Here is a 25,027-nt window from a genome sequence, read left to right on the forward strand (position 1 = left end):
TACTGCTCCCAGCAAAACCCAAAGATTCTAGCACACCCATGCTTGCTGACCTGACCGCCACCCGAGGTGGCCTGCGCGATGGCACCACCACCGCGCCCGCGGAACTTGAGCGCTGCATTGCAGCCGCCCAGGCACCCGCCAACACCCACACTTTTGTGCGCACGACGTTCGACGCGGCACGCACCACCGCGGTGCAGCCGGACTTGGGGCGCCTGCCGCTGGCGGGCTTGGCGGTGTCGGTCAAGGACCTGTTTGACATTCAAGGCCAGCCGACGCCGGCCGGATCGACTGCACTGGCCGACGCCCCGGCCGCCGCCGAGGACAGCCCGGCGGTGGCGCGGCTGCGCACTGCGGGCGCGGCCCTCATCGGCCGCACGAACATGGTGGAGTTCGCGTTTTCGGGCGTCGGCGTCAACCCGCATTTCGGCACGCCTGCCGCCTTTGATGCGCGCCACGGCGCCGTGCCCGGCGCGCCGCGCGTGCCGGGGGGCTCCTCGTCTGGCGCCGCAGTGTCGGTGGCCACGGGCGCTGCGTTCATCGGGCTCGGGTCGGACACGGGCGGGTCCATCCGCATCCCGGCAGCGCTCAACGGCATCGTCGGATTCAAAAGCACGGCGCATTTGGTGCCCACGTCCGGCACCGTGCCACTGTCCTCCACGCTCGATACCGTCTGCGCAATGACGCGCACGGTGCGTGACGCCATCGTGGCGCACGAGGTCCTGGCCGCCCGTCGCGTGACACGCAGCCCGGCGCCGCTGTCGCAGTACTGGCTGGCGGTGCCCCGCACCCTTTTTCTGGACGGCATGGACGCCACCGTGGCGCGGGCGTTTGAACGCACGCTGGCCACGCTGCGCGCTGCGGGGGCGATCATCGACACCATCGATCTGCCTGCCGTACAGGAGCAGCCGGCGTACGGATTCGCGGCGCCCGAGGCCTTTGCCTGGCACCGCGAGCTGATCCAGCGTGCCGGCGATCACTACGACCCGCGCGTGCGCCAGCGCATCGAAAAAGGCGCCACGCTGATGGCCTGGGAATACATTGCCCTGATCCAGGGCCGCCAGCAATGGATCGCACGCATGCAGACCGCCATCGACGGCTATGACGCGCTGCTGTCCCCCACCGTGCCCATCGTGGCCCCCCTGTGGGCGGACGTGGCACCAGCCGACGGTGCGGACGCCGCAGCCGACGCCGCGCGGGATGCCGAATTCTTCCGCGTCAACACCCTGCTGCTGCGCAACACCAGCGCCATCAACCTGCTGGACGGCTGCGCGCTCTCCCTGCCCTGCCACGTGGCGGGGGAACTCCCCGTCGGCATCATGGTCTGGCACGGGGCGCTTCGGGACGATACGGTGCTCAATGTCAGTCAGCAGATTGAAGATACGCTACAAAAACAATAGCTACCAGCGCTTATCTATCAAGCGCTAGGGCCCAATAACACTCATATTCATGAAGATTGCCATCGTGGGCGCCGGCATTGTCGGCGTCACCACTGCCTATGAACTGGCCAGCGATGGCCACGAAGTCACCGTTTTTGAGCAGCGCAGTGCCGTGGCCGAAGAGGGGAGCTTTGCCCCAGCCGGGCTGCTGGCGCCGTATTTGCTCAACCCCTGGTCCGTGCCCGGCTTCGGCCACACGCTGCGGCTCACTGGCGCCAACGCCACGCTCCGGCTGGCGGGCGGCATGGGCCGTGCCAACCTGGCTTGGGTGTGGCGCTGGCGCGGCGCAAGCCGGCAGCACACCGCACCGGCCAGCGCGCTCGAGCGCCTGGCGCAGTACAGCCTCGCGCGGCTCAAGGCCATTGCCGCCCAGCACGAGCTGGACTTTGAAGCCAACGACGGCCGTCTGGTGCTGCTGCGGAGCGAGGCCGAGCGCCAGTCGCTGCAACCGGCTCTGCAATTGCTGCGCGATGCAGGTGTGACGGCGCACGAAATCGACGCCGATGCCGCGCGCAAGATCGAGCCCGGCCTCTCGCCCGAGGCGCCGCTGGCGGGCGCGATCCACCTGCCCGATGCCGCGGCGGGCAACTGCCGACTGTTCGCGCAATGGCTGCGCCAAGGCACGCAGGGTTCGGGTGTGCAGTTTGTGTTTGGCACCCGCGTGGACCGCATCAGCAGCAACCCCGTCGGCGTGGCCTTGCAGGGCGAAGCCGAACTGCGCCGCTTTGACGCCGTGGTGCTGTGCGCCGGCATGGCTTCGGCCGCGCTGCTGCCGGCGCTGGGCCTTCGGCTGCCGATGACGGCGGTGTATGGCTATTCGGTGAGTGCACCGCTGCGCGAGTCCACCCACGCACCACGCGCCAGCGTGGTCGACATGGCCCAGCAGATCAGCATCACCCGCCTGGGGCAGCGTGTGCGCATCGCTGGCGGCGCAGAGCTGGCAGGCGCAGATGCGGAGCACCACACGCCCACCTTGCAGCGCCTGTACCGCACGCTGAACGACTGGTTTCCCGGCGGTGCGCAACTGTCGTCGGGACTGCAGATCTGGCGTGGCGCGCGCACCATGCTGCCCGACGGCGCGCCCGTGGTCGGCGCCAGCGGCCTTCCGGGCCTGTGGATCAACACCGGACACGGCGCCGGGGGTTGGGCGCTGGCCTGTGGCTGCGCGCGGGTGGTGGCCGACCTGATCGCACAGCGCGCTCCCGACATTCACCTCGACGGCCTGGGCATGCGCCGGTTCTAAAGCTGCGCAGTGCGCGGTGCTTCTGCGCACTGCGGCGCCATCGCCGGCACCCGCATTCTCCAGCGCGTCTGTCGGCACGCCAGCACCATCGCCGCGATGCTCCCACGCGCCTTGCGTACAGGGTAGGAGCCCACACCCCGCCGGCGCACAATGGCAGCCTTCCCCCGCACGCAGCCGTGTCCAACCCACGGCGCCATCCGTTCGCCACCCGCCAGGCCGCTGCCCACCCAAGCCACCATGCAACGCATCGCGCCCCACCAGCCCCACCCGCTGTTCAACACCGCCGCGACGCGCAGCATTGAGCACGCCGCCGCAGCCGCCCTGCCCCCGCATACGCTGATGCAGCGCGCGGGTTTGGCGACGGCCCAGTTGGCCCAGGCGATCGCACCCCACGCCCGCACCGTCTGGATCGCCTGCGGCCCGGGCAACAACGGCGGCGACGGCCTGGAAGCCGCGTTTCACCTGCAGCGCAGCGGGCGGCAGGTGGTGGTGACGTGGCTGGGTGACCCCGGCAGCACGCCCGCCGATGCGTTGGCCTCTTGGCAGCGCGCGCAGAGTGTGGGGGTGCAGTGGGCCGATGTGCCTCCCGAATTCCTCGCGGCGGCGGACCTCTGCATCGACGGCTTGCTGGGCATCGGCGTCTCGGCACAGCCCCATGCGCCCATCCGCGTGCCCGATGAGAGACTGCTCGCCTGCCTGCAAGCCCTGCGGCGCAGCCCGGCGCCGGTGCTGGCCATCGACCTACCCAGCGGACTGGACGCAGACACCGGCCAATTTGCCAGCGGCTTGGCGCCCGACGCCCATCCGCCCCACCTCGCCCCCCACCACCCGGCCCCGCGCTACACGCTGAGCCTGCTCACGCTCAAGCCCGGCCTGTTCACCGCCGCCGGGCGCGATGCAGCCGGGCAGGTGTGGCTGGATGACCTGGGTGTGGACGCGGGCCACGCCACGCCCTCAGCCTGGTTGTCGGGCCCCTCCCTGGCTGCGCCGCGTGCCCACGCCAGCCACAAGGGCAGCTACGGCGATGTCGCCGTGGTCGGGGGCGAAGGCCTGGCGGAGCGCGGCATGGGCATGGGCGGCGCAGCGCTGCTGGCGGCCTCTGCTGCGTTGCACGCGGGCGCGGGCCGGGTGCTGGTGGCGCTGCTCGACAACGGCCACCTGCAGCTCGACCTGCAGCAGCCCGAGCTGATGTTCCGCCGCTTCGAAGCGCTGGAACTGGAACAGCTCACCGTTGTCTGCGGCTGTGGCGGCGGCCAGGCCGTGGGCCGGGTGCTCGCCGAGGTCATCACGCGCGCGGCGCGCCTGGTGCTCGATGCCGATGCACTCAATGCCATCGCCACCAATTCCACGCTGCACGCGCTGGTGGTGGCACGCGGCCAGCACGGCCAGTCGACGGTGCTCACACCGCACCCGCTGGAGGCCGCGCGGTTGCTGGGCCTGTCGACGGCCGAGGTCCAGTCCGACCGACTGCGTGCCGCGCAGCAACTGGCCGCTCAATTCAACTGCGTGGCGGTCCTCAAGGGCTCCGGCAGCGTCGTGGCGGCGCCAGACCGCGTGCCCGCCATCAACCCCACCGGCAACGCCCGCCTGGCCACCGCCGGCACGGGCGATGTGCTGGCCGGCATGGTGGGCGCCCACCTGGCCGCGGGTGCCAGCGCATTCCGCGCGGCCAGCGAGGCGGTCTACCAACATGGGCAGGTGGCCGATGAATGGCCCAGAGGCCTGGCGCTGACCGCCAGTGGGCTGGCGCGGCGGGTGGGCGGCTGACCCGGGCTGGCGGACTCGTGCAGGCGTGTGCCATGCCGGGAGGCGCAAACCACCGGCAGCGGTTTTGCAGCACAAGGCGTCGCGTTGCTGCGCCCACCGACGCACCGAACTGAGCCTCACGCCAGCAACGTGACCTGCTTGAGCGGCTTGAGCACACTCGACGGCGTCATGCCAAAGGTCTGCCGAAACATGCGGCTGAAATGGGCCGAGTCGGAAAACGCGCCGTGCAGCGCGGCGTCGGTCAGGCGCGGGCTCACCGCCAGACCTGCCATGGCCAGCCTGACCTGCGACCACACGCGATAGCTGCGCAGGCTGACGCCCATTTCAGCGCGGAAAAGGTGGTTGAAATGCGAGGCCGACAGCTGCACGCCAGCAGCCAGCCCGGCGCGCGCCAGGCGCTCGTCTTGCGGATGGCGCAAGGTGTGAAGGCTCTGTGCAACGCGTGCATCCAGCGGCGGTCCATCGACACCGCGCAGGCTTGGCAGCAGGGCGGGCAGATCAAAGTGGTGCAGATAGCCGTCCATGGTGCTGCGCGCGCCGACAGGAACCGCCACGTCCAGCACCACCCCGCCGAGCTGCTTGAAGAACCCACGCAGACTGCGCGCCTCGCGCGCGTCGGGTTCCAGGTACACCAGGGCCACGGTCTCCCCGCAGGGGTCGAACAAATGCTCCACGCCGGCCGCAACCAGCGCGCTGTGGCATGTCTCCACCTGCCCCGGCCCCCAGTGCAAGGCGAACCGGCCCGACAAACCCATCAGGAGCACCGGCGCCGCATGGCAGTGCCAACCGGTCGACGGAATATCCCCGACGTACAGCGCCTTGTCTGTGCCCAGGGTCAGTGTGTTGGTCGCTGGCATAGCCCAAACCTACAAGTTTTGTGATCGCGTTCTCGATAGCCTTGCCCGGCCCGCGCCGCCGCACCACAGAACCCTGGCAAGCAGCGGGCGGCAACGTGCAACGAACACACCATTTTGGAGACTGGCTTTTGAAACGCATCGCTTTTTTTTCTGTCGCGGCGGCCCTGGCCCTGGGCACCATCGCGCTCTATTACGGCGCCCCGTCGCTGTTCAAACAACCCCTGCTCAGCCTCAATCGCAGCCTGTCGGGAATGGAAGAAAAAACCGTCGGCGCCGCGATGCACACCATCCACTACCTGGACAGCGGCGCGCCCAGCGCCACTGCGCCGCACGGTGGCAGCGGTGGCGAGGGCGCACCCATCGTGCTGCTGCACGGCATTTTTGCGGAGAAGGACCATTGGGTGGATTTTGCGCGCCCACTCACGAGCCAGCACCGGGTGATCGCCCCAGACATCCCCGGCTTTGGGGAGAGCACGCGGCGCGACGACCAACCCTACGACTACGCCGCGCACACCGCGCGCCTCGCCGCGTTCCTGGACGCGCTCGGCCTCCAGCGTGTGCATCTGGCGGGCAATTCGATGGGCGGGACGATTGCTGCATTGTTTGCCGTGCAGCATCCAGAGCGCGTGGCCAGCGTGGCCTTCATCGGAGCGCCCCATGGCATCCGGTCGCCACAGCCCAGCACCATGGACCGCCTGATCGACGCCGGGCAGCGCCCCTTGATCGCGCACGACGCCGCCACCTTCAACGCGATGATGGCCCTGGTGTTTGAGAAGCGCCCCTTCCTGCCCTACCCCATCCTGCATGCCACTGAGCAGGATGCCTTGCGCAACGCAGCATCCAACACCCGCCTGTGGGACGCGCAGTTCAAGGACCGCTACCTGCTGGAGCAGCACCTGGGCAAGTTGCAGCAGCCCACCTTGGCCCTGTGGGGCGAGAGCGACCGCGTGTTCGACCGCTCGGGGCTTCAAACGCTGACGAAGCTGCTGCCCCAGGCCCATGCCGAAACGCTGCCCGGCATTGGCCACCTGCCCATGATGGAGGCGCCTGTCGACACGGCGCAGCGGTATGCCCGCTTTCTGGGCGGTTTGGTGCCGCCTGGCAGTCCAGGCGGGTCTGGCTACACAGGCCCTGTGAAAAACAAATAAAAATAGCCGCCAGCGCTTATCTATCAAGCGCTAGCAGCTATCAATTAGTGAGCAAAACAACTATGAGGAGGTTTTGCTTGCTGCCCGTCCTGGTCAGCTCCGGCGCGGCTTGCGCGCCTTGCCTTTGCTCGCCTTGCCTGCGACCGCACTCTTGACGGACGCCTTCAAGGACTGGATGGGCGAACGTGCAGCCCGCTCGCGGGTAAGGCCTGCCTGCTCGGTGACCGATGGCGCCGCGCCTTTGTCGGACTTGCGCCCGCCTGATCGCCCGCCCGACTTGCGCGCACCGCCACCGCTGCCGCCACCACCTCCGGAGCCCACGCCCTTGTCCTTGAGCGCGCGGTTGAGCAGCTCTTCGCCCTCGCGCACCAGGCGAAAGTCGATCTTGCGGCCGTCCAGGTCTACCCGACTCACCTGCACGCGCACCCGTGCGCCGATGGCGTAGCGGATGCCGGTGCGCTCGCCGCGCAGCTCCTGGCGCGCCTCGTCGAACTTGTAGTACTCGCCACCGAGTTCGGTGATGTGCACCAGGCCTTCGACGTACATGGCATCCAGCGTGACGAAGATGCCGAAGCTGGTGGCCGCACTGACCACGCCGCTGAATTCCTCGCCCAGATGCTCGCGCATGTACTTGCACTTGAGCCAGGCTTCCACGTCGCGGCTGGCCTCGTCGGCGCGGCGCTCGTTGGCGCTGCAGTGCAGGCCTGCGGCCTCCCAGGCCTGGACTTCGCGGCTTGGAGGCTTCACGTCCTTGCGCGGCTTCATGCCGGGCGCGGCGACGCGGGACGCCAGGCGCTTGGCCAACTTGGCGTGGGCCTCACCCGGTGTGGGCAGCGATGGCAGCTTGTACTGCGACTTGTTCAGGATGGCCTTGATCACGCGGTGCACCAGCAAATCCGGATAGCGCCGGATGGGGCTGGTGAAGTGCGTGTACGCGTCAAACGCCAGGCCGAAGTGACCGCTGTTGATGGGCGTGTAGATGGCCTGCTGCATGGAGCGCAGCAGCATGGTGTGGATCTGCTGCGCGTCGGGCCGGTCCTTGGTCGCCGTAGCAATCGCCTGGAAGTCGCCCGGCTTGGGGTCGTCGCCGATGGTCATGCCCACGGCCATGGCCTTGAGGTAGTTGCGCAGGATCTCCTGCTTCTCGGGCGTGGGGCCTTCGTGCACGCGGAACAGGCCGGGCTGGCCGCCCTGCGCGATGAAGTCGGCGCTGCACACGTTGGCGGCCAGCATGGCCTCTTCGATGAGCTTGTGCGCATCGTTGCGGGTGCGCGGCACGATCTTTTCAATGCGGCCGTTCTCGTCGCAGACGATCTGCGTCTCGGTGGTTTCAAAGTCCACGGCGCCGCGCGCCTGGCGTGCAATCAGCAGCGCGCGGTACACGTCGTGCAGGTTGAGCAGGTCCTTGACCCGGTCCTTGCGCTTGCTCGCCTCAGGGCCGCGGGTGTTGGCCAAAATGGCCGCCACCTCAGTGTAGGTGAAGCGTGCGTGGCTGTGCATCACGGCCGGGTAGAACTGGTACGCATGGACCTCGCCCTTGGCCGTCACCAGCATGTCGCAGACCATGCACAGGCGCTCCACATCCGGGTTGAGCGAGCACAGGCCGTTGCTGAGCTTCTCGGGCAGCATGGGGATCACGCGGCGCGGGAAGTACACACTGGTGGCGCGGTCGTACGCATCGATGTCGATGGCGCTGCCGGTCTCCACATAGTTGCTCACGTCTGCAATAGCCACCAGCAGGCGCCAGCCCTTGGCACGGCCCACCTTGGCGGGCTCGCAGTAGACGGCGTCATCAAAGTCGCGCGCGTCTTCGCCGTCGATGGTGACCAGGGGCACGTCGGTCAGGTCCACGCGGCGCTTCTTGTCCTGCGCACGCACCTTGTCGGGCAGCTCCTTGGCCTGGGCCAGGCACTCGGCCGAGAACTCGTGCGGCACGCCGTACTTGCGCACGGCGATCTCGATCTCCATGCCCGGGTCGTCCACCTCGCCGAGCACTTCGGTGATGCGGCCCACGGGCTGGCCGAACAATGCGGGCGGCTCGGTCAGTTCAACAACGACAACTTGCCCTGGCTTGGCGGCGCCAGTAGCCCCCTTGGGGATCAACACATCCTGGCCGTAGCGCTTGTCTTCAGGCGCCACCAGCCATACGCCGCTTTCCTGCAGCAGCCGGCCAATGATGGGCTGCGGCGGGCGTTCGATGATCTCGACCACACGGCCTTCGGGACGGCCGCGGCGGTCCTGGCGCACGATGCGCACGCGCACACGGTCCTTGTGCAGGACGGCGCGCATTTCGTTGGGGGGGATGTAGATGTCGCCTTCGCCATCGTCGCGGATAACGAAACCGTGTCCATCACGGTGCCCCTGCACGCTGCCTTCAATCTCGTCCGACAAATGCGCGGACTGCGCGCCGGGGGTGGTTTTTTTGTTATACAATCTTAGTCTTTCCTGAAATGCCCAGGTGGCGGAATTGGTAGACGCACTAGTTTCAGGTACTAGCGAGTAACATCGTGGAGGTTCGAGTCCTCTCCTGGGCACCAAGTTTAACGAGAACCTGTGAAGGTTTTCAAAATATCGAAGCCGCTGTTTTCACAGCGGCTTTTTTATTTTCTGAACACTCCACGCCGGTATCACTGCCGATGTCGGCTTGCGCAACAGATCAGAAATTATTCGACGTTTCTTCCGAGCGCGTTAAATTGTTGTTCTATAATTCGAGGCTGATCTGAAAGCCCAGGTGGCGGAATTGGTAGACGCACTAGTTTCAGGTACTAGCGAGTAACATCGTGGAGGTTCGAGTCCTCTCCTGGGCACCAAACATATAAAAAGCCGTTGCAATTGCAACGGCTTTTTTGTTGGCTGCACCCCTTCTTCGCGCACCTGAAGGCTGCCTTCGCACCTCACAGGCAGACTGAGCTCTCGCCCTCACAACATCTCAGCCGCCGGGATTGGTCTTGATACGCCGTAGTTCCGCGCGAGGCAAGGCCGGCACGCCCTAGCGCCCGCCGCCAATCCATCCACAGAAATAAAAACGCGCCCTCGCGCCGGTGCCCAATGGCAACCGCGCGGGGCGCGTCACGGCTGGCGGCCCAGCCCAGTCGAACGGTTTGCGACTTCTTACTTGCGCAACAGGTTCTTCAACACGTTCTGCAGCCGGCGTGCCGTGGCCGCATCGCTGGCGCTGGACAGCACGCGCGCGGTGTCCTGGCCCCAGGTCTGTTCGGGCGCTGGGTCATTGCGGCGCGTGAGCAACTGAAGCTGCAGCATGCGGCGGGCTGAGATGTGCTCAGCGGGCGTGGGCACCTCGGCCGCCATCTCCAGGCGCAGCAGGGCTTCTGCCGCATCCCCCTTTGGGGCGGATGAGAGGGCCTGAGTCCAGGCAGTGCGCACGGCCGGCGTCACGCGGCCACCCAGGTCCTGGGTGCTCGGAATCTGCGCGGCATCGCGCTGTTCCCACGCGGTGAGCAGCTGCGTCAAGGCTTCGCCATGGGCTTGCGCAGCCAGCTTCTTCAGGGCCATCTGGGCGTGTTCCATGGCATCGCGCTGGGCGCGGAAAGCCGTGTCACCCAAGCGTGGGCCACGGTCTTCGTACGCTGGACGATCGCGGTCGCCAAAGCGAGGACCGCGGTCTGCGCCGCGATCACCAGGACGGCCATCGCGTGGGCCGCCACGGCCAGCATCACCACGGCCGCCATCGCGGCGGTCACCAGGACGTACACCGCGGCCTGGCGCTGCGGGCGCATCCTTTTTCATGCCAGGGCGGTCATCACCGCGCACGGCCACCACAGGGCGGGCAGGCTTCGGCGGCGCGACCGGCGCTGCGGCGGCAGGAGCAGCGGCGTCGCCGTCCACAGCTGCGGCTTCACCCTCAGATGCATCACCCTCACGGGGTGCCGTGGCACTGGCCGCAGCTTCGTCAGCCTGCGCTACCGACGCGGCAGCGTTTTGTTCGTTGGTCTTCGCAGATGCCGCCGCTTCAGCCGCCTGGGCCTGGCCACGCAGCGCGGCTTCCAGCGCTTGCACTGCCGCGCGGATCTGCTGGGCGTCACCCGTGGCGTTGGCGGCTTCCAGAGCCTTTGAAGCTTCGAGCACCACGCGGTCGCGCGCACTCAGCTCGGTCACCGTACGTTCGCGGTCTGCGGACTTGCGGTTGAAGGCTTCATCGATGGGCTTGCGGAAGGCATCCCACAGCTTTTGCTCGTGCTTGCGATCCAGCGGCACGCCCTGCGCTTCGGCCTGCCAGCGTTGCTGCAAGGCTTTGATCGCATCAATGCGCAACGCGGGCGCAGCGCCCAGCGCCACTGCTTCGTCGATCATTGCGTGACGGCGCACCAGGCTTTCCTTTTGGGCTGTTTCCAGCGGAGCAGCGGCACCGGAGATGGCTTGTTTCCACAAGGGCTGCAGCTCGGCAAAGAGCTTTTCGCCCACGTGGCCGCCTTCGCGCCAGCGGTCGCCAAACTGATGCAGCGCACGGTTGATCGCCTTCCAATCGCCCGAAGCTGCGTGCTCCTGCGTCCAGGCCTTGACCTCTTCGATCAATGCCAAACGCTGGGCTTTGTGTTCTGCGGCTTCCGAGCGGATTTTGTCCAGCCAGGCTTCCACGACCTTGTGCGCGGCGTTGCAGGCCTCGTCAAACTTCTTCCACAGCGCGTGGTTGGGCGCACCGCCCTGGTCTGCCTGCTTCCATTGCTCGCGCAGGCTGCGCAGGGTCTCCTGCATCTTGCGGCCACCCAGTGCCTGGCCCTCAGGGCGGCTCAGCAGCGCCTCGGCCCTGGCCACGAGGTCTTCTCGCACCTGGTCGGCGCTCCAGCGCTGCCAGCCTTCCAGTTCACCTGCGGCCACCAGGGCCGTGTGCACTTGCTGCTCCAGGGCATTGTCGATGTGCTTGCCGTGCACCTTGAGCACCGCACGCAGCGCAGCCGCAGCGCCGGCGCTGGCCTTGCCGTGGCCTTCTGCGGTTTCCTTCTCCAGTGTGGCCAGTGCCGCGCGCACGGCCTGCGTGGCCTTTTCAATCACTTCCGGCGCAACCTTGGGCTTCGCAGTACGAGCAGGTTTGGCCGCCGCAGCTGCAGCAGCCGCTTCCGTGGGCAGACCACGCGCCGCGCGCAGTTCATCGGCCCATACGGGCACGGGCGGCAACGGCGCATTAGTGTCTTCAGCGGCTGCAACAGCCTGGGCCAGTGCGGGCTGGAACGCCTCCCACACCACCAGCAACTGCGTGCGCGATGCATCCAGCAGCGGCGGAAAGCGCGCTTCGACGCTCGCCCAGCTCGGGTCACCCGTCAGCTCTTGCGCCTGCTCTTGCCAACGGGCGACGTCGGCACGCAGCAGCTCAAGTGCAGTCTGAGCATCGCGCCAGGGTTTGGTGGACAGCACCTCGATGCGCTGAGCCAACAACACGGCCGCCTCGCGCTGCACCTGCACACGGTGCTGCAGGTCTTCGATGACCTTGACGCGGTCCGCCACCTGGACCTTGAGCAGCGACAGCGGCTCGCGCGACAAAGGCGCGCCGGCTTTGGCGGCATCACGCTGCCAAGCCAGCGCATCGGCGATATTGAGTTTGGAAGCGGCCAGCAAAGCCTGGGCTTTTTCTGCCCACTCGGCCGCAATGGCCTCCTGGCCCTTGGCCCGGCGGATCTCGTCCAGGCGCTCGCGCACCGCACGGGCCGCGCCCTTGTCGCGCCCGCTGAGCTCCTTGAATACCTCTTGCAACTGCTCAGGGGCGGGCTGGGTCGCCAGCCAGTCACGGATACGGGAGGCACGCTCGCCGGACGTTGGAGCGGAAAAGGCACCGCCGGTCAGCGCATCCAGCGGATGGGGCTCATGGGTTTTGGCCGGGGCCGGATTCACGTCAGGTGCGTCGGACATTTTGCTGCGGGAAAAAAATGGAAACATGGATCCAATGGATAACGAATGCGCCCCCGGCGCACTGCCGAAGGACCCGCCATGGCGTTCGCACTGCATGCGAGCCAAGGCAACAAAGGGGCTATTTTCACCGGGTTTGGCGCGCGGACCGCTGCGTCCACCATGCTGAGCCCTGAGAGGGTGATCTGGCACAGGGCTTTGCCAGACGGACTGACACGCTGCGCGCCCCGCTCGAGGCGCCACCGTCCCTGGGCGCGAAGCTCGCCACACCTGGGAACAGACCCCATTATCTATATATAGACGCCACCCCCCAATTACCAGGAGCCTCTGCACGAATCAAAGGGTAAGCGAACGCCGCGGACCACGGTGTTGAGAGGCGTGGGGCACGGCCCAGCAATCGCAATCGCTGTGGTGAACACAAACACGCTTGCCGCTTCAGTTGGGTGCGCCCGGTACTCTGCAAACGCCCTTTGTGCCGCACCAATAAGAAAGCCCGGCGGACAGTGCCTTGAGGCCTGCCTGCCGGGCTTGACGGCTGACACAACGGTCTTTGCCATCGGTCGCAATGCGGAGATAAAGGTCCGCAAGGCGGGGAGGCAAGGGATTGCCTCCAGGGGGTTGCCGTAGAAGCCGCATCTGCTGCACCGTGGCACTGTATGCCCTCGGCGGGAGACTTGGCTTCGTCTGGCGATGCCTGAAAAGTACAGGCAACTGCACCTTATCAAACTCGCACCGCGAACTCAAACGGCATTGTCAATGACAGGATCACGCCCGATTGAATTTGACATGCGCTTGTAACAACGCAAGCCTCCGTATCAGGCCATTGCGCAAACCAAGACCCCAAAAACTGTGATTTTCCACATGTTTTTAACAACTTATCAATCTAACAAACGTAATTGTTAGTATTGACTATGTATTAAGTGAACTTCTAGAATCCGCCAGCCCCAAAACGGGCTAGTAAAAACCCCAACCCGCTGCCGAACCCGGCTAAGTCGAACCAGGGCGCAAAGCACTTCCCCACGGTGCTGCCCGGCTTGATGGCGTACCAATCCAGGCGTTGCCGGGAAAGGCGCAGTCTCAGTTTCCTGCTGACTGCCTCGCCTCCCTGCCCCGCTTCAGAAAGGAAGAGCTATGACAGCGTCAGGAAAAATAGTCTCCGGCGTGCGAACCTTCGCGGCCGACGTGACCGAAGGTTTTCTTGAGATCACCCACAACAGCTTCGCCCTTTTGGGCCTGGCTGTGGCCTTTGTGGCCATCGCCCTCACCGCTCGGCCCGATCTGCGCCAGGCGGGTGAAGAAGAACTCATGAATTGGCTGCAGGCGCGGCAGGTCGAAGTCGTCGGCATGCCCATCGAGCCAGAAGCCAGCGAGCGTGCCACCGCCGGAAACCCCAAGGACCTGCCCAAAGAGCAAGCCGCGGTGGCCTTCTGGCTGAGCAAGAAGTACCGCGTGGCGCCCGAGCCACTGGCCGTGCTGGTGGCCGAGGCCTACGACATTGGCGCACGCGCCAAGATCGACCCCACCCTGATCCTGGCGATCATGGCCATCGAATCGAGCTTCAACCCGTTTGCGCAAAGCGCGGTGGGTGCGCAGGGCCTGATGCAGGTGATGACCAATATCCACACCGACAAGTACCAGAACTTCGGCGGCCACTTTGCGGCGTTCGATCCCGTGACCAACCTGCGGGTGGGCGTGAAGGTGCTGCAGGAGTGCATTGCACGCGCCGGCTCTGTCGAAGGTGGTTTGCGCTTTTACGTGGGCGCTGCCAACCTGGCCGATGACGGTGGCTACGCCGCCAAGGTGATGGCCGAGCATTTCCGCCTGCGCCAGGTGGCCGGTGGCCGCTCGATGCCCACGGCTCCGCCCATGCTGTCGACCCAGGCACCGGCCCAGATGGTGCCCGTGGCTGCTCCGCCTGCCGCACCAGCAACTACCAACGCTGAAAAAGTGGCGCTGCTCTCCGCCCTCTGAACCGTATTCCCCTCTCCCGCCGGCCTTTAGCGGGACGTGCAACCCGCCCACCAGGGATATGGGGCACTCGCCGGGGTCAGCTACACTAGCGGGGTACGCAACTGGCGATAGGCGCGGTGCCCTCAAGGTGCTGCCGCTGACGTGGAAACCAGCAAGGGCTTGCCTCTTGTGAACCACTGGGGAGCGTGCCGCAGGAAACGAAATTTCTGCGTTCCGCCGTTCGCCTGGGCAGCCCTTGTTTCAAGGGACACAAGTTCATAGGACTGCCAATCATGTACGACCGCAATATTCTTGTAGAACAAGCCGACCCTGAGCTGTTTGCCGCCATCCAGGCCGAAAACGCCCGGCAAGAGCACCACATCGAGCTGATCGCCAGCGAGAACTACGCCTCCCCCGCCGTGATGTGGGCGCAGGGCACCCAGCTGACCAACAAGTACGCCGAAGGCTACCCCGGCAAGCGCTACTACGGTGGCTGCGAGCACGTGGACGTGGCCGAGCAACTGGCCATCGACCGCGTCAAGAAGATCTTCGGTGCCGACGCGGCCAACGTGCAGCCCCACTGCGGCGCCTCGGCCAACGAGGCCGTGTTCCTGGCCTTCCTCAAGCCCGGCGACACCATCATGGGCATGAGCCTGGCCGAAGGCGGCCACCTGACGCACGGCATGCCGCTGAACATGTCGGGCAAGTGGTTCAACGTGGTCTCCTACGGCCTCGATGCCAACGAAGCTATCGACTACGACGCGATGGAAAAGAAGGCGCACGAAACCAAGCCCAAGCTGATCATCGCCGGTGCGTCGGCCTACAGCCTGCACATCGACTTCGCACGTTTTGCCAAGGTGGCCAAGGACGTGGGCGCGATCTTCATGGTGGACATGGCCCACTACGCCGGCCTGATTGCCGCCGGTGTGTACCCCAACCCCGTGCCCCACGCCGACGTCGTGACCAGCACCACGCACAAGAGCCTGCGCGGCCCGCGCGGCGGCATCATCCTGATGAAGGCCGAGCATGAGAAGGCCATCAACAGCGCCATCTTCCCCGGCCTGCAAGGCGGCCCGCTGATGCACGTGATCGCGGCCAAGGCCGTCGCCTTCAAGGAAGCCCTGCAGCCCGACTTCAAGGCCTACCAGGAACAAGTGGTGAAGAACGCCAAGGTGGTGGCCGAGACGCTGACCGCACGCGGCCTGCGCATCGTTTCCGGCGGCACGCAAAGCCACGTGATGCTGGTCGACCTGCGCGCCAAGGGCATCACCGGCAAGGAAGCCGAGGCCGTGCTGGGCGCCGCCCACATGACCATCAATAAGAACGCAATCCCCAACGACCCTGAAAAGCCGATGGTGACCAGCGGCGTGCGCATCGGCACCCCGGCCATGACCACGCGCGGCTTCAAGGAAGAAGAAGCGCGCATCACGGCCAACCTGATCGCCGACGTGTTGGACAACCCGCGCGACGAAGCCAACATCGCCGCCGTGCGCGAGAAGGTCAACGCCCTGACCGCCCGCTTCCCTGTCTACCGTTAATCCACTGACCCCGGCCCATCAGCTCCCATGAAGTGTCCCTTCTGCAGCCACCTCGAAACGCAAGTCGTCGAAACGCGGGTGTCTGAAGAAGGGGACTTCATCCGGCGCCGCCGCCAGTGCGGCGCCTGCGACAAGCGCTTTACGACCTACGAGCGGCCGGAAGTGAGCTTTCCGGCCATCGTGAAAAAGGACGGCCGGCGCATCGAGTACGAGCGCGGCAAGCTGCAGGGCTCGTTCAACCTGGCGCTGCGCAAGCGCCCGGTGAGCACCACCCAGATCGACAGCGCCATCGAGCGCATCGAGGAAAAGCTGCTCAACCTGGGTCAGCGAGAAGTCATGTCCGCGCGCATCGGCGAACTCGTGATGCGCGAGCTGAAGAAACTCGACAAGGTGGCCTACATCCGTTTTGCCAGCGTGTACCGCAGCTTCGAGGACATCGACGACTTCCGGGCCATGGTGGACGAGGTGCGCAAGTAGGCCCAAGGCCGCCCAAACCCAAAAATACGCATCGAAATGCTGCCAAGCGCTTATTCAGCAAGCGCTTATAGCTACATATTTCGTAGCAAGGCATGGATGTGCGCGGCAGCGAGGCGTCTGCGGGCAACTCCATGGCCCCCACTGCCTACAAATTTTCCGGCCTTAAACTGCTATTAATTCAATAGCTACAAGCGCTTATACCTCAAGCGCTAGCGGCCATTTTCTCCCTTAACCTGACGCCTGGGGAGCAGCCGGCACCCCCACGCTGCCCGACAATGCGTCCGGTGAAATCCCGCCACTTCCTGCAGCTCGTGCTGCTGTCTGCCCTGTGGGGCGCCTCCTTCCTCTTCATCCGCATCGCGAGCCCGGTGCTGGGCCCCAATGTGATGGCCGCGTTGCGCATCGGGCTGGCCACGCTCACGCTGATCGGCATCATGCGGGTGGCCGGCGAATCGTGGCCGTGGCGCCATTGGCGCGAGCTGTTCGGGCTGGGCACGCTGACGGTAGCCCTGCCCTTCCTGCTGTACGCCTGGGCCGCCCTGCACTTGCCAGCGGGCTACAGCTCGCTGCTCAACACCATGGCGGTTCCGTTTGGCGTGCTGGCCGCCGCGTGGATGAAGGAAGACACGCTGAGCCTGCGCAAATGGCTGGGCTGCATTTGCGGCTTTGCGGGGGTGGCGCTGATCGTGCAGCTCGGCCCCGTGGAGCCCACGCCCGCCCTGCTGACCGCGGCGCTGGCCTGCGTCACCGCGTCGGCTTGCTACGGCGTTTCGACCACGTGGATGAAGCGCGCCACCACGCGCATGTCGCCGCTCGCCATTGCCGCCGGCATCCATGCCGCCGCGCTGGTGCTGCTGTTGCCGGGCGCGGCCTGGAGCCTGCCCGACGCCCGATTCACCCCCGGCGCCCTGGCGGCGGTGGCGGTGATGGGCGTCGTCACCTCGGGCCTCGCGTACTGGCTCAACCTGCGCGTGCTGGCGCAGGTGTCGCCGGTGGCGGCCATGAGCTCGGCCTTCATGATCCCGCTGTTTGGCGTGGCATGGGGCCATGTGTTCCTGGGCGAGGCACTGGGCCCGGGCATGGTCTGGGGCGGCGCGCTGGTGCTGGTGGCTACAGGCCTGGTCACGGGGTTCAACCCGCTGCGCTGGCTGGCGGCACTGCGGCCGGGCAAGGAGTAGCTCGGCCCGCAGCTACAACGCCCCCTCGCCCGGCCCACAGCCCACGTTCGACGCTCCATGCTCAACGCGCCCCAGTGATGCGGTCGGTCGCAGGCAGTGCCACCGGGCTGTGCGTGCGGAAGTAGGCTTCGAGCGCATCCAGATCCAGCCCACCCACCAGGCGGTCACGCCCTTCGGTCAGCGCCGTGAAGTTGTCGCCGCCGCTGTCGAGGTAACTGCTCATCACGACGCGCACTGGCGTGTCACCCTGCAGTGGCACGCCGTGCAGCACCATGCGGCTGATGCGCGCACCTGCGGGCTCTGACAGGTCGAACTGATAGGAGAAGCCGCGGGACACCGACAGCACGCGGGGCCGCTGCACGGTGTTGCCACCGCTCGCAAACTGCTGCTCCAGCGCCGCCTTTATCTGCGCGCCGGTCAAAGTCTTTACCACCAGCTGGTTGCCGAAGGGCTGCACCGCAAACAGCTGCCCGTAACGCACCACACCCTGCTCATCAGGCACCAGGTCTGCGCGCAAGCCGCCCGGGTTCATCAGCGACAGCTGCGCCCCGCCGCTTTCTGCCGCGCGGGTGGCCTCAAGCTGGGCATCAGCGACCAAGTTGCCCAAGGCGCTTTCCAGCGACGGCGTCAACCGCCGCCGCAGCGGCGCCACGGCCTGGCCCATCGGGCGCTGCGCCAGCGGCACGGCGGCGGCACGGTAGGTGTCGATGATCTTCTGCACCTTCGGATCGGCGCCAAAAGCCGGCACCGCCGCCGTCATGGGCACACGCCCCTGGCTGCCCGTGAAGGCTTCGCCCTGCACGATGACGTTGCGCGCGGTCTTGCTCACCACGCGGCGCGTGCGGGTGTCCACGCGCAGCTGTATGTCGGTGAGCAGGGTTCCATATTGGCCCGCACTGGTCAGCAGGAACGGCTTGGCCGGGTTCACGCGGCTGTAGTCGCACACGTAGGCCTGGTGGGTGTGGCCCGACACGACGACATCCACGGCCGGGTCCAGGCGCTCCAGGATGGGAACGATGTCGCCGGAGAGCCCGGCGCAGCTTGTCTCTTGCACGCCTGCGGTGGTGTTGCCGCCCTCATGGATGACGACCGCGATCACGTCGGCGCCCTGGGCGCGAAGCTGGGGAATCAGCGCGTTGGCGGTGGCCGCCTCGTCCTCAAAGCGCAGGCCCGCCACGCCTGACGGGCTCACCATCGTGGGCGTGGCCTGCAGCGTGAGCCCGATCACGCCTAGCGTGACCGTGGCGCCGCCCTGCGTGAAGCGTTTGAGCCCCGTGGCGGGCAGCAGCGTACGCCCGTCTTCCACGCGCACGGTGTTGGCGGCCAGAAAACCAAAGCGCGCCCCTGCGAAGGGCTGGCTGATCTGGCACGGCTGGCGGGTGGTGAACTTCTCGCAGCCGCCATGCTGCAGGCGCAGCAGCTCGCGCCAGCCGCGGTCGAACTCGTGGTTGCCCACCGCGTTGAAGTCGATGTGCATCTCGTTGACTGCCTCGATGGTCGGTTCATCCAGGAAGAGCGAAGACACCAGCGGCGACGCGCCCACCATGTCGCCCGCGGACACCACGGCATGGTGCGGCCCGCGCGCCTTGAGCGCGGCGATGGCGCTTGCGAAATAGGCCATGCCTCCTGCCGGCACAGCCACGGGTCCCGACGGGGTCTGCACCGTGTGCGCCATGCGGGGTGGCTCCATGTTGCCGTGCAGATCGTTGAAGCCAATCAGCGTGATGTCGAGGTGCGCGGGCACAGCCTCCCCGGGCGACGGCGCGGCGGGCGTGCCGCAGCCCGCCAGAACAATGCCGGCGGCTCCCAGGGCCACCCAGGCGGCGCTGCGCGCCCGCCGTAGACCCACCAATGATGTCTGTGCCAACAACCTGCGCATGAAGTGCCCCGTCAGTGCCGTGCTCGACCAAAAAAAAAAGGGCGCGCATCACCGCTGCACGCCCCGCCATCGCCGTCCTGCCCTCCAGCGCGCAGGCCAGGCCCGCAGCGCTTTGCAACGGCTACAGAAAAGATGCCTGGATGGGTGGCACGGGCTGCGCCACGTCGCCGCACTGCGCGCGGTGGCGCAGTGCATGCTCCATCACCACCAACGCCAGCAGCGCCTCGGCAATCGGCGCAGCGCGGATTCCCACGCAGGGGTCGTGGCGGCCCTTGGTGATGACCTCGGTGCTTTTGCCATGCACGTCGATGGATTCACGCGGGCTGATGATGGAACTGGTCGGCTTGATCGCAATGCTCACCTCCAGGTCCTGCCCGGTGCTGATGCCGCCCAGCACGCCACCGGCGTTGTTGGTGCGAAAGCCCTGGGGCGTCATCGAATCGCCATGCATCGTGCCCCGGTGGCCCACGCTGGCAAAGCCGGCACCAATCTCCACGCCCTTGACGGCGTTCAGCCCCATCATGGCGTGGGCGATGTCGGCGTCGAGCTTGTCGTAGAGCGGTTCGCCCAGGCCCACGGGCACACCGGTGGCCTGCACACGGATGCGCGCGCCGCACGAGTCACCGGCCTTGCGCAGCGCGTCCATGTAGTCCTCGTACTGCTGCACGTCGGCCACAGGGGCGAAGAAGGGGTTGCTGCGCACATGGTCCCAGCTCTCGAACGGGATGGACAGTTCGCCCAGCTGCGTCATGCAGGCACGGAACTGTGCGCCGTACTGCTGGGCCAGCCACTTCTTGGCCACCGCGCCCGCGGCCACCGTGGGCGCGGTGAGGCGGGCCGAAGAGCGGCCGCCACCACGCGGGTCACGGATGCCGTATTTGTGCCAGTAGGTGTAGTCGGCATGGCCGGGGCGGAAGCTCTCGGCAATGTTGCTGTAGTCCTTGCTGCGCTGGTCGGTGTTGCGGATCAGCAGGGCGATGGGCGTGCCGGTGGTCTTGCCCTCGTACACGCCAGAGAGGATCTCCACGGCGTCGGGCTCGTTGCGCTGCGTGACATGCCGGCTCGTGCCCGGGCGGCGCCGGTCCAGGTCGGCCTGGATGTCTGCCTCGGTAAGCGGCATGCCGGGCGGGCAACCGTCGATCACGCAGCCAATGGCTGGGCCGTGGGATTCACCGAAGTTGGTGACTGCGAATAGGGTTCCGATAGTATTGCCGCTCATGGCGCAGGATTATCCCAGAGCGACGATGGCCGCCACGCTGGCGGTGCCTGCCTTGCCCGCGACACAATCCGTCGACTGGCAAAGGTTCACGCGAACCGTCCCAGGGGAAGTGCCCGCCTAGCCCCCCGACTCGTCTTCCGGCCAGTCGCGGATATAGGCCTTGAGCATCTTGTTCTCGAAGTTCTGGCTGTCCACCACGGCCTTGGCCACGTCGTAGAAGCTGATCACGCCCATGAGCATCTTGCGGTCCATCACGGGCATGTAGCGCGCGTGGCGGTCCAGCATCATGCGGCGCACTTCGTCCATTTCGGTTTCAAGCGTGCAGGTCAGCGGCGCATCGTCCATGGCCGACCGCACCTGCATGTTGCCCACGCTGCCACCGTTTTTCACGATGGCCTGGATCACCTCGCGGAAGGTGAGCATGCCCACCAGATCGCCCAGCTCCATCACCACCAGCGATCCGATGTCGCGCTCGGCCATCAGGTCCACAGCGTTGGCCAGCGGCTCCTCGGGCGTGACGGTGTACAGGGTGTTGCCCTTGACGCGAAGGATGTCGCTGACTTTCATGGTGCTGTGTCTCCGAGAAAACGAGAAGGGCGCGGCGTGCGCTGCAGGCGGTCTGCCAGCAAATATAGCCCACAATGCCCGGCTGAACTGACAACATGGGAGACACCCGGATGCCTGGTTATTCCGACCCCGGCTTTGACACGCTGGCCTTGCACGCGGGGGCGAGCCCCGACCCCGCCACCGGCGCACGCGCCACCCCAATCCACCTGACCACGTCGTTCGTCTTCGAATCGAGCGACCACGCGGCATCGCTGTTCAACCTGGAGCGCGGCGGGCATGTGTACAGCCGCATCAGCAACCCCACCAATGCTGTGCTTGAGCAGCGCGTGGCCGCGCTGGAAGGCGGCGTGGGATCCATCGCCACCGCCAGCGGCCAGGCCGCGCTGCACCTGGCCATCGCCACGATCATGGGCGCGGGCAGCCACATTGTGGCCAGCACGGCGCTGTACGGCGGCTCTCAGAACCTGCTGCACTACACGCTCTCGCGTTTTGGCATCGAGACCACCTTCGTCAAACCTGGCGACATCGACGGCTGGCGCGCTGCGGTGCGCCCCAACACCAAGCTGTTCTTTGGTGAGACCGTGGGCAACCCGGGCCTCGACGTGCTGGACATCCCCACCGTAAGCGCCCTCGCGCACGAGGCCGGCGTGCCGCTGCTGGTGGACTCCACCCTCACCTCGCCCTGGCTCATGAAGCCGTTCGAGCACGGCGCGGACCTGGTCTACCACTCGGCCACCAAGTTCCTTTCGGGCCATGGCACGGTGGTGGGCGGCATCGTGGTGGATGGCGGCAGCTTTGACTGGGACGGCCTCCGATCCGCGGGCAAATTCGCCGAGCTGACCCAGCCCTACGACGGCTTTCACAACATGGTGTTCACCGAAGAGAGCACCGTGGGCGCCTTCCTGCTGCGCGCACGCCGCGAAGGGCTGCGCGACTTTGGCGCCTGCATGAGCCCGCACACCGCCTGGCTCATCCTGCAAGGCATCGAGACACTGCCGCTGCGCATGCAGCAGCACATGCGCAATACCGAAAAAGTGGTCGAATTTTTGGCCGCACAGCCGTTTGTCTCGCGCGTAGGCCATCCGATGCTGGCATCGCACCCAAGCCACGCCCTCGCGCAAAAGCTGCTACCGCGCGGCGCAGGGTCGGTGTTCAGCTTTGATCTCAAGGGCAACCGCGAGCAGGGCAAGAAGTTCATCGAGACCTTGAAGGTGTTCAGCCACCTCGCCAACGTAGGCGACTGCCGCAGCCTGGTCATCCACCCCGCCAGTACCACCCACTTCCGCATGAGCGACGAGGCCCTGGCGGGCGCGGGCATCACACAGGGCACGATCCGCCTGTCCATCGGCCTTGAAGATGCAGACGACCTGATCGACGACCTCAAGCGTGCATTAAAAGCCGCCGAGAAAGCAGGAGCCTGACCCATGCACGTCCAAGTCAACGGCGCAGCCACCTACTGCTACACCGGCGGCAAGGCCTTCGATGCCGCCAAACCTACCGTGGTCTTTATCCACGGCGTGCTCAACGACCACAGCGTGTGGGCGCTGCAAAGCCGCTACATGGCCAACCACGGCTGGAACGTGCTGGCCATCGACCTGCCCGGGCATTGCAAGAGCAGCGGCGAGGCGCCCGCCACCGTGGAGCAGGCTGCCGACTTCATCGGTGCGCTGCTCGATGCTGGCGGCGTGCAGCGCGCGGCGCTGGTGGGCCATAGCTGGGGCTCGCTCATCGCGATGGAAGCCGCCGCACGCCTGAAGGACCGCATCAGCCACCTGGTGTTGGTGGGCACGGCGTTCCCCATGAAGGTATCGCCCGCGCTCATCGAAGCTTCGCAAAGCGATCCTGAACGGGCCATGCGCATGGTCAACGTGTTCTCGCGCAGCACGCTGGCGGCACCGCCTTCAGCCTTGGGGCCGGGCACCTGGGTGTTTGGCGCAGGCATGGCGCTGGGGCGCAAGGTGCTGCGCAGCAATCCGGCCATCAATGTGTTCCACCGCGGGTTTGTAGCCTGCGACAGCTACACGGGTGGCGAGGCGGCCATGGCGCAGCTCACCTGCCCGGTGCTGTTTGCGCTGGGCGAACAGGACCAGATGACGGCACCCAAGGCGGCACAGGGCTTGATCGCCGCTGCACGCGCGGCCGGGCGCACTGTGCAGGTCGCGCCGCTGCCGGTGGGCCACAACCAGATGACCGAAGCGCCGGAAGAAACGCTGTTCGCGCTGCGGGACTTTCTGGCCCGCTGAACGCGCGGGGCACGACGCGGCACGCTGCGCGATCGGCCGGCGCTGTGCTGCGCTGTCGCCGCCCGGTTTAACGTCTGTGGCCGTCGGCGTGGACTGGCCCCCACGCGGGGCGGCGCCAGAGCGTGAAGGCGCGCAGCAGCCACTCCACCGGGCCGTGGGCATGGGCGGCCATCCAGGAGCGGCTCTGCACCAGCTGGGCGGCGTACAGGGCTAGCACCCCCAGCACCGCCTGCCACGGTGCTACCCGCCCCACCAACGCAAAGCCATAGGCCGTGAAGACCACCGCACCCACCAGCGACTGCAGCAGGTAGTTCGACAGCGCCATGCGCCCCGCAGGCGCAAGCGCCGCACCCAACTGGCGGCCCGCCGGGCCCCGCTGCAGGAGCCACAACAGCAGCGCCACGTAGCCGAAGGTGAGGAACGGCGCCGTGGCCAGGTCCACAGCCAACCCGGCCAGCCCGACATGCTCAGGCTGCTGCACGCTGCGGGTGCCGTCCTGCGTGGAAGCATAGAGCAGTGCCCCCGCAGCGCCGATGGGCAGGCAGCACGCCATCCAGCGCACCAGTTGCGCGGGCTGCTGCGCCAACCGGGCCAGATACCCCGAGCGCTGCGCGGCCAGCCCCAGCAGAAACATCGCCAGCGCGCACGGGCCCTGCACAAACACCAGTACGAACCACACGCCTTCGGCCATGTCCCGCCCACGCTGCGCGATGGCGTCGAGTGCACTGGCACGGTAGGCCTGTGCGGCCTGCTGCGCCTTGGCGTGCAACTCGGCCACCGGCAGGTCCATGGGCGGCATCTGCGCCACCAACCAGGCCAGCAGGCCCCAGCCCGCAGCGGTCGCGCCCAGCAACCCAATGGCCAGCGCCACGGCAGTGACCGGCTGCACCCTGCGCACCACCAGCAGCACCAGACCGAGCAGCGCATACGTCACAAGGATGTCGCCCGCAAACAGCAGCCATGCATGGGCGAGCCCCAACAGCGCGAGGCCGACCAGGCGCCGCAGCATTCGCGGCACGAAAGCACTGCCGGCGCGCTGGGCTGAATCCATTTGCAGCGCAAAGCTGTAGCCGAACAGCAGCGAGAAAAGCAGGTAAAACTTGGTCTCGAAAAGCAGGGCCACGCACCAGCGCACCGCCTGGTCCACCGGCCGCGCGAAGGCCGGGTCGACCACGCCGGCTCCGAAGTAGGTCGAGGCGAAACTGCCAGCGTTCACCATGAGGATGCCCAGCAGCGCAAAGCCGCGCAGTGCGTCGATGGCGTGTTCACGGCCGGGGGCCGGGGCGCTGGGCGCAGCGACCGTGGTGGCGGTGGAGTCGACGGGCGTAGCGTCCACGGCGTGATGGGTCTCGAGGGTCATGCGGCGGGTACGAGCGGCCCCGCTGCCGTGGCCGTTGCTGCGCCATGCATCGGCGTGCGGTCGGTCGCGACGTCACGCCCGTTGCCCAACCACATTCGAGGGCATCGTTCCATCTCTGCCATCCAACTTCTCATTTTCATTCCATTCCTTGCGTCGTCATTCAGACCCACCACCGCCCTGCCCCGAACACTGCGCAAAACCCCTGTCCCGCGCGGCACGCCACCCATGCCGGCCTGGGCGTATAAAGCCAGGGCGAGTCGACATTTCAAAAATGCTGCGGTCGCCACCACGCCAGACGCCGCACGA

Annotated in this window: 17 protein-coding genes, 2 tRNA genes and 1 riboswitch; of the genes, 12 read left to right on the forward strand and 7 right to left on the reverse strand. The window is 66.6% G+C overall.

All coding sequences use genetic code 11. The annotated features are described in order from the left end of the window. The first annotated feature begins 38 nt into the window (after positions 1-38). From ACSQ3Q_RS15685 to ACSQ3Q_RS15695, 3 genes are all read left to right on the forward strand, one after another. A complete protein-coding gene (locus tag ACSQ3Q_RS15685; RefSeq protein ID WP_436135280.1) occupies positions 39-1,397 on the forward strand; it encodes an amidase in 1,359 nt (452 codons plus the stop codon). A 49-nt stretch (positions 1,398-1,446) separates the two neighbouring features. After that, complete coding sequence (locus ACSQ3Q_RS15690) at positions 1,447-2,679, forward strand: FAD-dependent oxidoreductase (RefSeq protein WP_436135281.1); 1,233 nt, start codon at positions 1,447-1,449, stop codon at positions 2,677-2,679. A gap of 237 nt (positions 2,680-2,916) precedes the next feature. Further along, positions 2,917-4,446, forward strand: a complete 1,530-nt coding sequence (locus tag ACSQ3Q_RS15695) for an NAD(P)H-hydrate dehydratase (RefSeq protein WP_436135282.1) — start codon at positions 2,917-2,919, stop codon at positions 4,444-4,446. Between the two features lie 116 nt (positions 4,447-4,562). Here ACSQ3Q_RS15695 and ACSQ3Q_RS15700 read toward each other — a convergent pair whose 3' ends face one another. Further along, positions 4,563-5,303, reverse strand: a complete 741-nt coding sequence (locus tag ACSQ3Q_RS15700; RefSeq protein ID WP_436135283.1) for a helix-turn-helix domain-containing protein — start codon at positions 5,301-5,303, stop codon at positions 4,563-4,565. A gap of 128 nt (positions 5,304-5,431) precedes the next feature. Between ACSQ3Q_RS15700 and ACSQ3Q_RS15705 the strand changes: the two genes are divergently transcribed. Continuing rightward, on the forward strand, positions 5,432-6,451 hold the full coding sequence (locus tag ACSQ3Q_RS15705; RefSeq protein ID WP_436135284.1) for an alpha/beta fold hydrolase: 1,020 nt from the start codon (positions 5,432-5,434) through the stop codon (positions 6,449-6,451). Between the two features lie 93 nt (positions 6,452-6,544). Here the strand turns inward: ACSQ3Q_RS15705 and rnr are convergent, their stop codons facing one another. Next, positions 6,545-8,884 carry a ribonuclease R gene (rnr, locus tag ACSQ3Q_RS15710; protein WP_436135285.1) on the reverse strand — a complete coding sequence of 780 codons (2,340 nt, stop codon included), beginning with the start codon at positions 8,882-8,884 and terminating at the stop codon, positions 6,545-6,547. A 19-nt stretch (positions 8,885-8,903) separates the two neighbouring features. Here rnr and ACSQ3Q_RS15715 point away from each other — a divergent pair. Then, a tRNA-Leu gene (locus ACSQ3Q_RS15715) sits at positions 8,904-8,988 on the forward strand. Positions 8,989-9,176: 188 nt separating this feature from the next. Continuing rightward, positions 9,177-9,261, forward strand: a tRNA-Leu gene (locus tag ACSQ3Q_RS15720). A gap of 301 nt (positions 9,262-9,562) precedes the next feature. Here the strand turns inward: ACSQ3Q_RS15720 and ACSQ3Q_RS15725 are convergent. Continuing rightward, complete coding sequence (locus tag ACSQ3Q_RS15725; protein ID WP_436135286.1) at positions 9,563-12,340, reverse strand: DUF349 domain-containing protein; 2,778 nt, start codon at positions 12,338-12,340, stop codon at positions 9,563-9,565. 1,101 nt (positions 12,341-13,441) lie between these two features. Here ACSQ3Q_RS15725 and ACSQ3Q_RS15730 point away from each other — a divergent pair. From ACSQ3Q_RS15730 to ACSQ3Q_RS15745, 4 genes are all read left to right on the forward strand, one after another. Next, positions 13,442-14,281, forward strand: a complete 840-nt coding sequence (locus ACSQ3Q_RS15730; protein ID WP_436135287.1) for a lytic transglycosylase domain-containing protein — start codon at positions 13,442-13,444, stop codon at positions 14,279-14,281. Positions 14,282-14,368: 87 nt separating this feature from the next. Then, a riboswitch (ZMP/ZTP riboswitch) is annotated at positions 14,369-14,518 on the forward strand. A 35-nt stretch (positions 14,519-14,553) separates the two neighbouring features. Then, on the forward strand, positions 14,554-15,798 hold the full coding sequence (gene glyA / locus ACSQ3Q_RS15735; RefSeq protein WP_436135288.1) for a serine hydroxymethyltransferase: 1,245 nt from the start codon (positions 14,554-14,556) through the stop codon (positions 15,796-15,798). Positions 15,799-15,825: 27 nt separating this feature from the next. After that, positions 15,826-16,275, forward strand: a complete 450-nt coding sequence (gene nrdR / locus ACSQ3Q_RS15740) for a transcriptional regulator NrdR (protein WP_436135289.1) — start codon at positions 15,826-15,828, stop codon at positions 16,273-16,275. Between the two features lie 275 nt (positions 16,276-16,550). Beyond that, entirely contained in the window at positions 16,551-17,453 is a 903-nt protein-coding gene (locus ACSQ3Q_RS15745) for a DMT family transporter (RefSeq protein ID WP_436135290.1), read from the forward strand. A gap of 61 nt (positions 17,454-17,514) precedes the next feature. Here the strand turns inward: ACSQ3Q_RS15745 and ACSQ3Q_RS15750 are convergent, their stop codons facing one another. The 3 genes from ACSQ3Q_RS15750 to ACSQ3Q_RS15760 all read right to left on the reverse strand — a co-directional run bounded on the left by ACSQ3Q_RS15750 (position 17,515) and on the right by ACSQ3Q_RS15760 (position 21,118). Then, positions 17,515-19,332: a bifunctional metallophosphatase/5'-nucleotidase gene (locus ACSQ3Q_RS15750; protein ID WP_436135291.1), complete on the reverse strand. Its 1,818-nt coding sequence runs from the start codon at positions 19,330-19,332 to the stop codon at positions 17,515-17,517. Positions 19,333-19,453: 121 nt separating this feature from the next. Beyond that, a complete protein-coding gene (gene aroC, locus ACSQ3Q_RS15755; protein ID WP_436135292.1) occupies positions 19,454-20,551 on the reverse strand; it encodes a chorismate synthase in 1,098 nt (365 codons plus the stop codon). 117 nt (positions 20,552-20,668) lie between these two features. Further along, positions 20,669-21,118: a CBS domain-containing protein gene (locus ACSQ3Q_RS15760; RefSeq protein WP_436135293.1), complete on the reverse strand. Its 450-nt coding sequence runs from the start codon at positions 21,116-21,118 to the stop codon at positions 20,669-20,671. A 110-nt stretch (positions 21,119-21,228) separates the two neighbouring features. Here ACSQ3Q_RS15760 and ACSQ3Q_RS15765 point away from each other — a divergent pair, with 110 nt between their 5' ends. Further along, on the forward strand, positions 21,229-22,539 hold the full coding sequence (locus ACSQ3Q_RS15765) for an O-acetylhomoserine aminocarboxypropyltransferase (protein WP_436135294.1): 1,311 nt from the start codon (positions 21,229-21,231) through the stop codon (positions 22,537-22,539). A gap of 3 nt (positions 22,540-22,542) precedes the next feature. Beyond that, entirely contained in the window at positions 22,543-23,361 is an 819-nt protein-coding gene (locus tag ACSQ3Q_RS15770) for an alpha/beta fold hydrolase (protein ID WP_436135295.1), read from the forward strand. A 67-nt stretch (positions 23,362-23,428) separates the two neighbouring features. Here ACSQ3Q_RS15770 and ACSQ3Q_RS15775 read toward each other — a convergent pair whose 3' ends face one another. Further along, positions 23,429-24,721, reverse strand: a complete 1,293-nt coding sequence (locus ACSQ3Q_RS15775) for a DUF418 domain-containing protein (protein ID WP_436135296.1) — start codon at positions 24,719-24,721, stop codon at positions 23,429-23,431. Positions 24,722-25,027: the final 306 nt, after the last annotated feature.

Origin of the sequence: Acidovorax sp. LjRoot129 (genome assembly GCF_964253765.1) — a bacterium.
Lineage (GTDB): Bacteria > Pseudomonadota > Gammaproteobacteria > Burkholderiales > Burkholderiaceae_C > Acidovorax.